The 15,341-nt window shown below is 59.9% G+C and carries 11 protein-coding genes; 9 read left to right on the plus strand and 2 right to left on the minus strand.

What is annotated here, in order from left to right; all coding sequences use genetic code 11:
- Position 1: 1 nt before the first annotated feature.
- Entirely contained in the window at positions 2–124 is a 123-nt protein-coding gene (locus tag ACUXHH_RS04485; protein WP_279754931.1) for a hypothetical protein, read from the plus strand.
- Between the two features lie 100 nt (positions 125–224).
- Here the strand turns inward: ACUXHH_RS04485 and ACUXHH_RS04490 are convergent, their stop codons facing one another.
- Positions 225–3,389, minus strand: a complete 3,165-nt coding sequence (locus ACUXHH_RS04490; protein WP_279739931.1) for a type ISP restriction/modification enzyme — start codon at positions 3,387–3,389, stop codon at positions 225–227.
- A gap of 14 nt (positions 3,390–3,403) precedes the next feature.
- Positions 3,404–3,598, minus strand: a complete 195-nt coding sequence (locus ACUXHH_RS04495) for a hypothetical protein (RefSeq protein WP_314364110.1) — start codon at positions 3,596–3,598, stop codon at positions 3,404–3,406.
- Between the two features lie 275 nt (positions 3,599–3,873).
- Between ACUXHH_RS04495 and ACUXHH_RS04500 the strand changes: the two genes are divergently transcribed.
- The 8 genes from ACUXHH_RS04500 (at position 3,874) to ACUXHH_RS04535 (ending at position 15,012) form a co-directional block, all read left to right on the plus strand.
- The gene (locus ACUXHH_RS04500) at positions 3,874–4,941 is read left to right on the plus strand and encodes a tRNA (adenine-N1)-methyltransferase (RefSeq protein WP_458390903.1); all 1,068 of its coding nucleotides are present in this window, start codon (positions 3,874–3,876) and stop codon (positions 4,939–4,941) included.
- A gap of 133 nt (positions 4,942–5,074) precedes the next feature.
- Positions 5,075–6,901, plus strand: coding sequence for a proteasome ATPase (gene arc, locus ACUXHH_RS04505; RefSeq protein ID WP_458390904.1), 1,827 nt, complete (start codon positions 5,075–5,077; stop codon positions 6,899–6,901).
- Between the two features lie 113 nt (positions 6,902–7,014).
- Positions 7,015–8,826 (plus strand): depupylase/deamidase Dop, encoded by a 1,812-nt coding sequence (dop, locus tag ACUXHH_RS04510; RefSeq protein ID WP_371567740.1) that lies wholly within the window; start codon positions 7,015–7,017, stop codon positions 8,824–8,826.
- Between the two features lie 191 nt (positions 8,827–9,017).
- On the plus strand, positions 9,018–9,212 hold the full coding sequence (locus ACUXHH_RS04515) for a ubiquitin-like protein Pup (protein ID WP_005506016.1): 195 nt from the start codon (positions 9,018–9,020) through the stop codon (positions 9,210–9,212).
- 29 nt (positions 9,213–9,241) lie between these two features.
- Positions 9,242–10,714, plus strand: coding sequence for a Pup--protein ligase (pafA, locus tag ACUXHH_RS04520; RefSeq protein WP_458390905.1), 1,473 nt, complete (start codon positions 9,242–9,244; stop codon positions 10,712–10,714).
- 218 nt (positions 10,715–10,932) lie between these two features.
- Positions 10,933–11,988 (plus strand): FKBP-type peptidyl-prolyl cis-trans isomerase, encoded by a 1,056-nt coding sequence (locus tag ACUXHH_RS04525; RefSeq protein WP_279754925.1) that lies wholly within the window; start codon positions 10,933–10,935, stop codon positions 11,986–11,988.
- Positions 11,989–12,102: 114 nt separating this feature from the next.
- On the plus strand, positions 12,103–12,498 hold the full coding sequence (locus tag ACUXHH_RS04530) for an FKBP-type peptidyl-prolyl cis-trans isomerase (protein ID WP_279739918.1): 396 nt from the start codon (positions 12,103–12,105) through the stop codon (positions 12,496–12,498).
- A 228-nt stretch (positions 12,499–12,726) separates the two neighbouring features.
- Complete coding sequence (locus ACUXHH_RS04535; RefSeq protein WP_458390906.1) at positions 12,727–15,012, plus strand: helix-turn-helix transcriptional regulator; 2,286 nt, start codon at positions 12,727–12,729, stop codon at positions 15,010–15,012.
- Positions 15,013–15,341: the final 329 nt, after the last annotated feature.

The raw sequence follows: 15,341 nt of genomic DNA on the forward strand, positions 1-15,341 counted from the left end.
GATGACTTCGTCGGTCATGGAGGAGCTGTACGCTCTTCGCCCGTACAACCGTGAGACGGTCGATGCGCTCGCCGCAGAGATGTTAGCTGAGGTGCGCGCGTACGAGGCGCAGGAGGAAGCGTAGGGCTTCTGAGAGCAATACAAGGGGGTGGGTGATCCTGGACTATTCCAGGATCACCCACCCCCTTGCGTTTAACCGCCTGATACCGGCAGTTCTTGAGCGGCTAGTCTTCGGTGTCTACAAATTCCTCACGGAAAATCTGTTCACCGGCGAGAACCTCATCCAGGAGCTTCTCCTGAGCGGGTTCTAGATGCACCAGGTGCGTAAGAGTGTAGAGCAGACGCTCGTACTCTTCGCTCCAGGCGTCCGGCCATTCGCGCTGAACAATATCGTTGAGTGAGGAACTACGGCGCACTACCGGCTTCTTGAGGCGGTATTTAGCCCACAGTCCCAGCACCTGGTTGCCACCGACGGTGTAGTCGAAGACGCGTTTCTCCACGTTCTCACAGCGTGCCCGACCGAAGGAGACGGTGCCCATGACGGGGTTATTCTCTTCCTTGGAGAGGCTATCGACCGGGTCGGGGGAGAAGCTGGGCTTCTTCTCCGGCATGGTTTTGCCCATGTCTACCGTCGGATTCGGCAGGGTGTAGTCTGCGTCCTTAGGCAACTGGTGCAGATACTTTATACCCGGTAGCGGCTCACCACGCTCACCGTAGGTGTGCAGCCACACGACCTGCTTACCAAGCTGAACAGCGCGTTCCCAGAGTGCAGGGTCGGCGGTGAGGGGCACGCGGATACCCGCCTGTTGGAGGGGCTCGTCAAAGGTGCGCACGTAGCCGGGGTGTCCGGTGAGTGCCGCCAGGTAGTAGACGAGGTCGCCGGGGGCGTTATCTCCGAAACGCTCACGTAGCATCTGCGTGGCAGGTTCGGTGAGGTTGGGGGCACCGCCAGCAGTTAGTGCCGGATGCGCACGGCCACCACGATTATTGAAGGCGTGCATATCCGGGATAAGGGTACTAAAGTACAGTCCCGGGCCCGCCTTGGGGTAGTGTGCGTGCTGCTCCACAATAAAAATCTGCTCGGGAACGCGATGCTCCCATAGATCAGGAGAAGCACGATGGAGTAAGCGTGAATCGGCCAAGATATACTGCCGGTCAAAGGAGCGATACCCCACCTGCACAATATTCGGCGTATCAGGAATGAGCTCACGTGCAATCTGGTTGTTCAGGCTTTCGAGACTTCCCTGGAATGTATCGTTCCCAGGAAGCGGCTTTTTACCAACTGCTATACCCGTACTACTAGTTTCCTTAAAACGTTCAGCACGTACTTCCAAATCATTGCCTTCGATGAGCTCAGCCCAGCGTTCCTGTAGTACGCTCTCCGAGGGAGCATAAACCCAGGTCTTATTGGGCTTCACACCGGGGAAGCAGCTGGCATAGAAATCAGGCAATGCCGGGTAACTATCCCAATCACCACCCGCTTCGGGAGCGAACTTATCACCCCAGCCAGAGCGCACCGGCTCAAACTCGGCACCGTCCAGGTTGAGGGTAGCAAGAGCCTGCATTTTCTCCGCAAAGGTACCGTGTAGAGCCACGTAGCGAATATCCGCGGGGGTTTCCTCATCGGTATTTTCTTCACGCAAGAACAGGGCAATAGACACCGGAGTCTCAATAGCAAAGACAGCATTCTTTGCCGGCGGACGCTTACCCTCAGGGGTCACATTAATAACCCATCCGCGGCTAGAAGAGCGGCGAATATACTCACGCATTCCCGCGAAGCCAGGTCCATTCAGATAGCCGTCTGCGGTAATAAAGCAGACCACACCCGCATTCTGAGCACTATCGAGCTGGTCCTCCAGAGCACGGAAAGAATCCTCAAAAACCTTCCAGAAAGCCCAGCGCCAGAAATAGACGTACAGGTTCTTCAGCACATACTCGTACCTACCCATACCCGGTGCACGGAAGTCATCCAGAATCGGGGAGGCAACATCGGCAGAGCGGAAACCCGACTCCACCCAGCCACCCATACCCTCGGCCTTATCCTTATACGGCGGATTACCAATGCACACCTGAATAGGCACCTCACGCTTCACCCTAGTTGCCTTATTCGACAACTGAGAAAGCAGACGCAGAGTATTACCGTTCACCGGCTTCTGCTTAGCGTAGGGGTCGCTCAGAGTATCCGCCACATAGAGGTTCAGACCGTCCTCGGGAATATCAGCCCCCAGCTCCTTAAGGGTCTGGTTCAGGCGAAGCTCAGCCACGGAGAAAGGACCGGACTGCAGCTCAAAGCCGTACAGGTTCTTCGCCAGACGATTCAGAGCACGAGTACGCGCAGCGGGAGCGAGGCTCTCCGTCTTCGCCACCTTGTGCATAACCGACAGAGGATAGGTGCCGGTACCCATCGCCGGGTCAATCACAGACACACCCTCGCTCGCCAGACCGTGCTCCTTGCCCAGGTAGGTGCGTAGAGCATCGTCTACCAGGCGCACCATCTGATCCACCACCTCAACGGGGGTGTAGTAGCTACCGGTCTTCTTGCGCTGCTCGGGGTTATAGACCTTCAGGAAGTGCTCGTAGAGGTGAAGATACACATCCGACTTGCCGCCAGAAATGTATTTCCAGGAGGCTGCACCCATGACACGCACAATCACAGCCAGAGCGTTATACAGGGAGCTTTTCTCATCCAGATGCTCGGTCAGCAGACCCAGCGCATTACCCAGCAGACCGTGCTGAGAACGCAAACGACCCGCCATGGTCGAGAACGTCTCAAGGCTCAGGTCGTGACCCTCTGAGAGAGCAACCACCAGTGAGAAAACCACCGTCTGCGCAAAACTATCGGCAAACTCTTCATTACTGGTACTCGGGGCGAGAGTATCACGCCAATCCTTACGCAGACCCACCAGCGGGGGAGGAATCACAAAATCTTCCTCACCCTTCTTCTTAGCCTTTGTCTGATCCGCTTTATATGTCTTTTCCTGTACGGCAAGACCTATAAGCATCTCTTCACGCAGCAAAGCCGCAAGGGGAGCGAGAGTTTCTACCAGCTGATCGGCACTCGTAATCGGGGAGGGAGCCCAACGCAGAAAGTTAAGGAAGAACGCCGCGAGAGCATCCGGTGCGCTCAGCGTGCCATGGCCGCTAAAAGAACCATGCATATGCACTGCATCGTACCCGGTGCTCGTCAGCACCGGTTCGCCATAACGGTATAGGCGCCACTCGGTGCCATTGGTGTACAAAAGGTTCGGAAGGTTCCGCAGCCGCTGCCACTGCTTATACTCGTGGCTCTTCTTAGTGAAAGAAGCGGGGTCAATGTTCTTACCCGGAGCCTTCAGCTCCACGTAACCGGTTAAAACACCATCGACCATGATGGCGTAATCAGGGCGCACCAGACCCTCAGAAACTAGACCCCCCCCCCCGCTGTTTTCAGCGAGGTTTCACGGACGGTCACAACCTTCATCGAATGCAAAGCGCCAAAGTCCTGCAACAGGGTAGCGACCGGGTTCGTCAGCTGAGCCTCCGGTTCACCATCCCCAACGCGCAGATTCTCCCGCACCTGCCTGCCGAACTCGGCAATCAGTGAGTTGAAATCAGTCACAATACTCTTTCCTCTGCCCCATAATTCGTGGGCACTAAGGTGTTTCGGCCCGCAGAGGAGTTCCGCGGACTCCACTCCAGTCTAACCAAAAATGAGTAGCCCCAATCGCTCAGTGGTCATTGCTCCATCCGGGCCCCGCATTATCACGCCCGCGGGGTAATGCACCACAGCCGATATGCAGACTCCGCTAAAATAGAAAAGGACTTTTTCCGTACCCTAGTTCGCCGCAAAGCGCGAACAGCACAGACTGACCCAAACCCGAGGAGAACCACCCCGTGAGCAGCGGCACCCACACCCCCACCGGCGCAATCAACCGCCGCGGCCCCTTCCGCCCCGGCGAGCGCGTCCAGATCACTGATGAACGCGGCCGCATCACCACCATCACCCTCGCCGAAGGCGGCGAATACCACTCCCACAAGGGCTTCCTCAAGCATGACGACCTTATCGGCGCACCCGAAGGCACCGTCATCGCCAACACTCACGGCATCCTCTACCAGGCGCTGCGCCCCCTCTACAAGGACTTCGTGCTCTCCATGCCGCGCGGCGCAGCCGTCGTCTACCCCAAGGACGCCGCGCAGATCATCGTCAAGGCAGACATCTTCCCCGGCGCACGCGTCGTCGAGGCAGGCGTCGGCTCCGGCGCACTGTCTATCGCCCTGCTGCGTGCAGTCGGCGACTACGGTTGCGTGCACTCCTTCGAACGTCGTGAAGAGTTCGCGGACGTCGCCCGCGGCAACATTGAGACCATGTTCGGTGGACCGCACCCGGCGTGGAAGCTGAGCATCGGCGACCTGCAGGACACCCTGCCGCAGGTTGAAGAGCCCGGCAGCGTCGACCGCGTCGTACTCGACATGCTCGCACCCTGGGAGTGCCTGGACGCTGTGGCGGAGGCGCTCGCACCCGGCGGTGTGCTCATCTGCTACGTTGCGACCGTAACCCAGATGTCCCGCCTGGTTGAGGGCATGCGCCTGGACGGCCGCTTCACCGAACCCGAATGTGACGAAACCATTGTTCGCGGCTGGCACGTGGAGGGCCTGGCAGTCCGCCCCGACCACCGCATGGTTGCACACACCGCATTCCTGGTTGTGGCTCGTCGCCTCGCTGACGGTGCGGTGCGCCTGGCGCCGAAGCGTCGCGCGTCCAAGACTGACTTCTCTGAAGAGGATATGAACGCGTGGATTCCCATGAACGTGGGTGAGCGTGAGGTGACCGATAAGAAGATTCGCCGCGCAGCCCGCGATGCGAAGAACCTTGCCGCTCACGCCGCACGCGCGAACGAGATTGCGCTGGAACAGAACGGCATCGAGACTGAGCAGAACGAAGCATCTGAGTCTGCCGAATAATTGATGAATCATTAACCTGCGGGGGCACGGGCGTTACCTGGAGCCCCCGCAGTGCACTCACCGGGCTACTCGCTGCGCACAACCACCCGCGCCGAGTAGCCACCGATTAGGACGAACAGCTAAAGGAGCTACCGTGTCCACCCACGAATCTGCAGATCAGGCAGGAACCCCCCAACACGGCACCGCCCACAGTGCAGCCAGCGCGGCACCGCACTACTCGGCTGCTTTCGGGTCGACCTCTCTGCCCGGCAGTCAGCCCGTCAGCGCGCAGGAGTATGACGCCGTGCTGCGTCGACTCTCCGCGGCGGAGGCAACCCGCGACAATATGAGCCGACAGATTCGTGGTGCGGGGGAGAAGAACCGCAAGCTCGTTGAGGCAATCACCAGCATGCGCTACCAGGTGGAGCGTCTGCGCGCCTCCCTATCGCAGAACGTTATGCCGCCGCTGAATTCGGCGATTGTGCTGGCGGTGCATGAGGGTCAGACCATGACCTACGAGCAGGTCGCTGACGATAAAACTCCCGCCGAGATTGACACCTACCTTGATGTTCAGGTGAGCGGCCGTATGATGCGTATTCCCGTATCCCCGCTCATTGACCTGTCCATGCTGACCCCCGGCATGACCGTGCTGCTCAACGACAAGACGGAAGCGGTGCTCGCCCTGGACACCGAACCCTTCGGTGACGTGGTGACCGTGCGTGAGGTGCTGGATGAGCAGCGCGTGCTGGTTGATACGTCCTCGGGTGCTCAGCAGGTGGCGCGTGTGGCTGGTTCCCTCGACATTGAGCAGCTGCGTACCGGTGACGCGGTCACCCTCGACACGCGCACCCGCATGCTGACCTCGCAGGTTCCCGCCTCCCGCTCGCAGGAGCTGGTGCTGGAAGAGATTCCTGACGTCACCTACGAGCAGATTGGTGGCCTGGGCGCGCAGATTGAGCAGATTCGCGACGCGGTGGAGCTGCCGTACCTGCACCCCGAGATTTTTGAGCGCTACCACCTGGCACCGCCCAAGGGCATTCTGCTGTACGGTCCTCCCGGTAACGGTAAGACCATGATTGCTAAGGCTGTGGCGAACTCCCTGGCGGCTCGTGCGGCTGCGCTGAACCCGGGTTCGGCTACTCGCGGCTACTTCTTGAACATTAAGGGCCCCGAGCTGCTCGATAAGTTCGTCGGTGAGACCGAGCGTCAGATCCGCGATATTTTCGTTGCCGCCCGTGAGAAGGCGGAGGCAGGCCACCCGGTCGTCGTGTTCTTTGACGAGATGGAGTCGCTGTTCCGTATGCGCGGTTCGGGTCGTTCCTCCGATATTGAGACGACCATCGTACCGCAGCTGCTTGCCGAAATTGACGGCGTGGAGTCGCTGCAGAACGTCATCGTCATTGGTGCGACCAACCGTGAAGATTTGATTGATGCCGCGGTGATGCGCCCGGGTCGACTCGACCTGAAGATCCGCATTAACCGCCCGGATGCCGCCGGTGCGGCAGAGATTTTCGGCCTGTACCTGACCGAAGACCTGCCCCTGGACGCTGCGGAGGTGGCAGCCGCCGGCTCGACCTGCGCCGCCCTGACCGCGATGATTGCGGCGGCGGCAGGTCAGCTGTACGCACGCACCCCCTCCACGGCGTACGCTGTGGCGACCGTGGATTCTTCCATGGTCGTTGGTTCTGGTGCGAGCGCGAACCTGTCCACTCACACGCTGTACCGCGGCGATTTCACCTCGGGTGCGGTGATTCGCAATATTGTGGACCGCGCGAAGAAGGCGGCGATTAAGGAGCAGTTGCAGGCGCTGACTGCCGGCGCTAACGCAGCGGGTGTGGGTATTGGCACCCGCCACCTGCTGGAGGCGGTACGCGCCGAGTTTGAGGATCAGGTGGACTTGCCGCCACTGCCCGATATTGAGGATGCGCTCACCGTTGCCGGTGTGCGTGGACGCCTGGTGTCGGTGGAGCCGCCGCGCTAAACCGCGTCTCCGGCACCATGAGCCGGGAGGCGCTCAACGTGCTTATCCCGCATCAACCTCAATGACCGCAGGTCCAGCCCTTTAGATGGTATAGAACTTTTCAGGAGAACCCCATGAACTCCACCCCCAGCTACGGCGTGCACCGCATTATGGGTGCAGAAACCGAGTACGGCGTCATCGCCCCCTCCGCGCCGGGCACCAACCCGACCGTGCTGTCCGCACTGGTGGTCAACACTTACGCTAAGTTGGCGTTCCGCCGCGGCGCCGCTTTCCGTGAGGAGCTGCAGCGCCGCGCCCTGGCGGATGAGCTGACCGCCGAGCAGGCCCGCCAGGCAGAGAACTACTCGACCGCCACCCCCGAGGGTCAGTGGCTGGGTGAGTCGGAGTCGCCGCTGCGTGATGCTTTCGGTCAGGTTCAGGACGCCTCCACCGCCCACTCAAGCCAGATGACGCACACCCGCACCGAGCTGACCAGCGAAGATATCGCCCTGGAGATTATGCGTGAGGCGGGCGTTCAGGCACCGGGTGAGCCCGCCGAGCCGCGTAGCGCCCTGGATGCGCTCGCCGGCGTGCACGGCCGCGGTGGTTTCCCGGAGCGTCTGGACTGGGACCGCGTGACCATGAACGCGATTCTACCCAATGGTGCGCGCCTGTATGTGGATCATGCGCATCCGGAGTATTCCTCGCCGGAGGTTCTAACCCCCGCCGATGCGGTGCTCTATGACGCTGCCGGTGACGCGCTGGCGTATGAGTCGTTGGTGGAGCTGGGTAACCACGCGCAGGATTTGCCGCAGGTGAAGCTGTACAAGAACAACACCGACTCGAAGGGCCAGTCGTACGGCGCCCATGAAAACTACCTGATTAGCCGTGATGTTCCGTTCGAGCAGGTTGCGGATGCGCTCCTGCCTTTCTTTGCGACCCGCGCGATTTTTACGGGTGCGGGCCGTGTGGGTATTGGTACGCACGGTGAGGTTCCGGGTTTTCAGATGAGTTCGCGTGCTGATTTCTTTGAGCGCACGATTGGTCTGGAAACCACGATTCGCCGCCCGATTGTGAATACGCGCGATGAACCGCATGCGGATGAGTCGAAGTACCGCCGCCTGCACGTGATTCCGGCGGATGCGAACATGTCACACTATTCGAACCTGTTGAAGTTTGGTACGACGGCGCTGGTGATGAACCTGATTGAGTCGCACGGTGAGCAGACTCCGGTGCTGCCGGGTGTGCGCCTGTCTGATCCGGTGGCGGCGATGCACGCGGTCAGCCACGACCTGTCACTATCGGTTCAGCTGCCGTTGGCGCCGTCTTCGGCGGCCCTGCCAAATCCGGTGTCCACGAGCGGTTCTGCGAGTGCCCTGCAGATTCAGCGCGCCTACTATGAGGCCTCCCGTGCGCACGAGGAGTCGAACCCGGCGGGTGTGGATGCTGCGACCGCGCAGATTCTCAATCTGTGGGGCGAAGTGCTGGACGCCCTGGAAACCAACCCGCTCTCGCTGGCGGATCGTCTGGATTGGGTGGCGAAGTATGCGCTGGTGCGCGGTTATGTCGCCCAGGGCGTAGATTATGCGAATCCGAAGTTAAAGGCTTTGGATTTGCAGTACGCTGATATTGACCCGTCAAAGAGTCTGTATCACCGTCTGGTGGCCCGTGGCCGTATACGTACGCTGTTCTCTGCGGAGCAGATCGAGCGTGCGACCACTGAGCCGCCGCGTGAGACGCGGGCGTTTTTGCGTGGTACTTTGATGGCGCGTTGGCCGGAGGAGATTCTGGGTATTAACTGGGATACGGTGTCTTGCCGTGGCAGGTATTCGAAGGATCTTACTCGTTTTACGATGATGGAACCGACCCGGTACGGTGCCGCCGCGGTGGAACCGCTGCTGGATGAGGTAAACCATTCGGATGAGCTGCTGAACCGGCTGCGCTAGTAGCATCCCCTAAACCCACATGAACTCATATTCTTCCCCGGGGCGAATACCCCCATTTGGAAGAGTGAAAACCACATAACCCACAGGTAGGGTGCATGAAGGTTCGGGTACTAAAAAAACCCTTACACCCCGCACCCGACACCACTAAAAACTTATTTGTCCACAACCGAAAACCCCTTGAGGAGAGAACCATGAGCCGCGAACGCATCAGCGCACAGCAGACCGAAACCACCGCAGCCGAGCAGGAGCAGGAACTGACCCTCGCCGCCTCCCACGTTGTCTCTGACGTGAGCGAGGTCGACGACCTGCTCGACGAAATTGACGGCCTGCTCGCTGAGAATGCTGAAGACTTCGTCACCGGCTTCGTCCAGAAGGGTGGCGAGTAACCGGCGCACCTGCACGCCGGGTCAGCATCATGGAACACCGTATTTTCGGCATTGAAAGCGAATTCGGGCTCAGCTACGTCCCGCATGGGCTCGGTCGGCTGAGCATCGAAGAATCCGCCGCTGCCCTTTTCAAGCCCGTCCTGGATCAGTGGCGCTCAACGAACGTTTTCCTACCCAACGGCGGTAGGCTCTACCTTGACGTGGGTTCGCACCCCGAGTACGCCTCCGCCGAATGCGGTAGCATTGACGAGCTACTCGCGCAGGAACGCGCCGGTGAGCTGCTTTTCGCTGATCTGGCGCGTACCGCCCGCAAGCGACTGCTCGCAGGCTCGGAGGGCCGTCCCCTTGACGGTGAACTGTACCTGTTCAAGAACAACGTGGATTCGGCGGGCAACTCCTACGGCAGCCATGAGAACTACCTGATTAGCCGCAAACTGCAGTTCAACGACCTGATTAAGCAGCTCGTGCCCTTCCTGGTGACCCGCCAGATTCTGGTCGGTGCCGGTAAGACCCACCCGAACGGCGGCCCGGTGCCCGGTTCGACCGACCCGGCGTCCAGCACGGGTGTGCCCTCGTACTCGTTCTCGCAGCGTGCCGACCATATTTGGGAGGCGGCATCCACCTCCACCTCGCGCGCTCGCCCGCTCATTAACACGCGTGACGAGCCGCACGCGGACGCTTCGAAGTTCCGCCGCATGCACGTCATTAATGGTGACTCGAATATGGCGGAGCCGACGACCCTGCTGAAGATTGCCAGCACCGACCTGGTGCTGCGCATGCTGGAGGATCGCTTCCCGGTCACGAGCCTGGATATTGTGTCTGTTCCGGCGGCTCTGCGAGCTATCAGCCACGATCTGACCGGCACCGCGACCTTCGAAACCACCGACGGTAAGTACTACACGGCGTTGAGCGTTCAGCGTCACTACTTGGACGCCGCCCGTCAGTATGTGGAACAGTACGGCGTGCACCACCACCATACGGAATACGCCCTGGACCTGTGGCAGCGCACCCTGGATGCTATCGAGTCCGGCGACTACAGCAGCATTGATACTGAGATTGACTGGGCGATTAAGAAGAAGCTTCTGGATGCGTACATTGCCCGTGCCCGCGCGGCCGGTCAGCCTGCCGATTATGCGAGTGCCCGCATCCGTCAGCTGGACTTGGCGTACCACGACATTGACCCGGAGCGTAGTGTCTTCCATGCGATGGTTCGTCGCGGTGCGGTCAAGCGCATCCTGCCCGAGGGCGTTGCGGAGGCGGCTAAGACTCAGCCGCCGAACACTCGCGCGACCCAGCGTTCGCGTTTCATTAACGCGGCGGTTGCGGCGGGGGAGCAGTTCACCGTGGATTGGGTGCATCTGAAGCTCAACGCCTACCCGCAGCACACGCTGGTGTGTAAGGACCCGTTCGCTACCGGCAGCGAGGAACTGGAGGAGGTGCTGAGCCTGCTGGCGTCTAAGGAGCGTCAGCATCAGGAGGCGGCATTCCCGCCGCCCTGCTAAATAGCCCTGCTAAACAGCGCCGCTAAAGCCCCGGGCTCGCCACACCACGGCACGGTGTGTTCCCGCCCAAAGTTCCCAGCGCACCCCGCGCCGCGACACAGCCTGAACACAGCTACGTGCCGTAGCATAAAACAGCTAAACCTATACCTGTAAACTGTTCTGTGGCACACGGGCACTCATACGCCCCACTCTCACAGAAAACCCCAGAGGATAACACTATGACCAAACGCTCTAAGCTCACTATTTTCGGTGCCAGCACGGCAGCTCTCGCGCTCGCACTGTCTGCATGTGGCGCACAGTCTAATAATGGCGACCTGTCCAAGGTGCAGTACACCCTGAAGAATGCGACCGCTGAGCCTGAAGCGTCCTTCGCGACTCCCTTCGCCGCTTCTAGCCCCTCCGCGTACGTGATTGAGGAAGGTAACGGCGACTCCATCAACGATGGTGACTACGTGCTTGTTGAGGCTGCCGTATTCAACGGCACCGACGGCAAACTCAACGGTTCCACTTACTCCAGCGAGCCGATTCTGCTACCGGTTAACGATCAGCTGAAGAAGGCTGCACCGCAGGTGTACGAAACCTTGAAGAAGATTAAGGTTGGCGGTTCCTTCTCGTACACCACCAACGTTCTGCAGCAGCGTAGCACCGCGGGCGTGACCACTACGACCGCTTCGCCCGGTACCGCAACTAACGTTGAGGTGTACACCGTGAAGACGAAGCTGCCCAAGTACGCAACCGGTAAGGCTGTTGAGGCTGACCCGTCGCTGCCGTCCTTCACGCTGGACGAGTCCACCGGCAAGGCTGACATCAAGCTGCCTGACACCAAGCAGGAATACACTGAGCTCGTCTCGAAGAACCTCATTGAGGGCGAGGGCGCTGAAGTCAAGGAAACCGATACCGTCTACGTGCGCTACATTGGCGTGAAGTACTCTGACGGTAAGGTCTTTGACAGCAACTACGACGCTGCCACCCCGACGGGCATCTCCCTGCAGGGTGTTATCAAGGGCTGGACCCAGGGCCTGAAGGGCAAGAAGGTCGGTTCCCGCGTTGAGCTGATTATCCCGGCGGATCTGGCGTACGGTAACGACGCCGGCGGCTCCAAGCCTTCGGGCACCCTCGTGTTCGTGGTTGATATTCTGGGCGCGGAGGAGAACCCGCAGACCTTGCAGCGTGCTCAGGCAGCTTCTAGCGCGGCTGCTGCGCAGGCGAGCGCCTCGGCAACCGCTTCTGCGACCGCAACCCCGGCAGCTACCGCTTCGGCTACCGCGCAGTAGCCCGGTACCCACGTTTTACGTCACATTTTTATACCGCGCTCGCCGCTTATATGGCTTAGGCGGCGGGCGCACCCACTATTTCGATGTATTTCGAACCAATCAAAGGAGACACCCATGTCTTTCGGTCAGCGTAACCTCGACCGCGAAAAGCCTGAAATCGATTTCCCCGAGGGCGACGCGCCCACCGAGCTGGTCATCACCGACCTGATCGAGGGTGCAGGCGCTGAGGTTGTTGCCGGCTCCCGCGTGCTCACCCACTACGTTGGTGTGGCATTCTCCACCGGTGAAGAGTTTGACGCGTCCTGGAACCGCGGCGAGCCGCTGCCGTTCCAGGTGGGCGTTGGCCAGGTTATCCGTGGCTGGGATGAGGGTCTGCTCGGCATGAAGGTCGGCGGCCGTCGTCGCCTGGAGATTCCCGCCGACATGGCGTACGGTGACCGCGGCGCAGGTTCGGTCATTAAACCCGGTGAGTCCCTGATTTTCGTGGTGGACCTGCTGGACGTCCGCTAAGGACTAGCCAGGTTCTCGCATAAGAGACATCTAGCCCGGTGCTTTCTCCCGATTGTGGGAGGGGCACCGGGCTTTTGCCTGCCCGACTTTATGTACCGGGTTTTGTGTACCGTGGTTTTGGGCGTCGGGCTATCAGCGCATCCGCGAGATTTTATACCCGCGTGTTTCTGCCTCAGCCACCCCATACGCTACGTAAGTGCTGCGGAACACACAGGTTATGATGGAATCATGTCCACCGCAGCTCAGCTTTACATGACTCTTCACCGCCTCGCCACCGCCGCCGAGACACCCGACACCGCAACCCGAACCCAGGGCATCAGCCGCAACGAGCTACTGACCCTGCTCGGTATTAGCACACGCGCTAACGGCTCCCTCAACGAGGCCCAGGAACGCGCCTTTGAACGAGCCAAGCAGACCCTGCGTGATGCCGGCGCGCACATCACCCACGTGACCACGGATCTGGGGGAGCGCTACCGCCTCGAACCCAGCAACGCCGCAAAGCTGCCCGCCTGGAACCCCACTGCTGAGGAGTTCCGCCTCATCAACACCATCCTGCGAGGCTGGGAAGGCACCGAGCTACAAGATGATGCCTACCGCATCCTGCGTAAGATTGCGCTCACCAGCAAGAACCTCACTGACGAGGCACTCGCCGCAGCGAAGATCCAGGACCCGAAGACCGGCAAGCGTCAGCGCGCGAAGAACCTGCACACCTACCGTGAGCCCCTTCAGCGCATTTACTTTAGCGATAACCCCCACCTAAATGAACTGTTTACCGCCTACGCGGAGCGTAAGACGGTCACGTTCACCTATCAGACGGCTGCCGGTGCAACCCGTATGCAGGAGAAGGTCAGTGTTGCCGGTATTGGTTACCGTTACGGCACCTGGTACTTCGTCGGGTACTACACCGAGAGTGCGGAACGTAAGGAGTACACATTCCGTGCTAGCCGTATTCAGAAGCTCACGATGCTCTCGCGTATCGATTCGACCCCCATCAACACGACGTTCAACGCTAAGAACTGGCTAGAAGACATCAGGGGATACGAAGAGTACCTGTCCGTCGTGGAGGTCAGCGCCGATTCCACACTTTCGGAGCCTTTCACCGTGCCCTCGTACGGCACGATTGATAGCGCTGTGGCGGCAACCAGCTACAGCTGTGTGATTGAGCCGCCCGCTGAATCAGACTCTTCTGATTCGAGCTCCGATGCTGCCTCTACCCGCCAGCGTGACAGCTACGCCGCCCAGCAGCAGCTCTTGCGCACCCTCACCGACCTGCACAGCGGCGCAGTTGAAGACCCCGGCACCTGGGCAGATATCAACCAGCGCAACCGTAACAACTCCCTCGACGACCTTGTGGACCTGCTCCTGGGTCTGCACCGTGCCGACCGCTGGGCGAGCGCCCACGATGAGGCACCCATGCCGTTGAACCAGCTCAACGCCCTCTACAGCGTGGACACCGACAAGAACCGTGCCCTCGGCAAAACCATTGCCGAGATTTTCGCTCAGGTAGACACATCTCCTTTCAACACTGTTCCCTTCGAGTCTGACCCCAAGGACCCGGACGCCCTCAAGCCCACCTACATTAACCTGCTACCGGACTTTGGCGGCGCCACCCCGAACACGCTGCTGAACTACGCGCGCCTTACTGACACTGAGCTCGCGATTCTTATCTTTACCCTCTCGGCCGCAGATATTCTGCACCAGGCGGATGCGCGTCTGGGCACTATCCGTGTGGCGCTCGCCGCCGCGTACCCGAACGCGCCCGTTTATGCGCAGCACCTGTGTTTTGCCCCGGAGGACCCTTTGCTGCAGGAGGCGACTGCCGCCCTGAGCAGCGGCAACGCCGTGACTATTGGATACGGTACCTCTGAGCGTGCCGCGGATCGTCTGGTGGACCCGTATGCGTTGGTGTTGCACCGCGACCACATGTATCTGCATGCGTGGTGCCGTACCGCTGAGGAACGCTACTATACCGCGCGCGGTGAAGAGGTCCCTGAGTATGCACCTGAGGCTTTTGCTAACGCAGCCACCGGGGAGGTTGCAGGCAACGAGGCGGGGGAGAAGCCCCCTACTTTCTGGCGTAACTTCCGCCTCACCCGTATCAACCATATTCACGAGGCGGGTGAGGGTCGTACCCACCCGGTCACCGGTGACACTGTCCCTCATTGGCACGCACAACAGCACAACACTCAGAGCAACCCCTTTGCTGAGTTGCGGATTCATCCGACCGAACATATTCCCAGCGGTGAGCCGCTCGATACTCTCACCACAACGTACATGCGCCGAAGCACCCACCACGTGAAGAAGGCTTCACGCACCCAATACGTGCGCATCCACTACTACAACAATGCCCACGGCGCTGGCGATAAGAACATCCTCGACACCGTCATCGCGCACCGAGGTGCCCTCGAATTGGTCGGTCCTGCCCACCTGCGCGCGGCGCTGCTTGACCAGTTGCAAACCCTCAACGCGAGCAGCCGCAAGGGTGCGCCCACAGGTGCGCCCACAGAAAAATAGAACTTCACCCACTAGCAAAAACACCCTAAAAACCCTTTCAAGGAGCCAAAACATTAACCTAATACTTGTATAATGGTGCTCATGTCTTGGTGGTTCTGGATTTTGCTATGGGGCGCGCTCATCATCTGCTCGCTCCTCTATTTGGCATGGTTCACCTACAAAGCACTCACTCGCGGTTTCACACTCCTTGACGAAACCGTAACCTGGGTCGAGTCCATCGAGGGACAATTCGACGCAGCGCAAGCGAACGCAAGTCGAAAACTCCCACGAGACACCACCCTCGGGGTATTCACACCCATCACCGAGGCATACAATAACTACGAACAAGG

The organism is Rothia sp. 110740021-2, assembly GCF_054263775.1.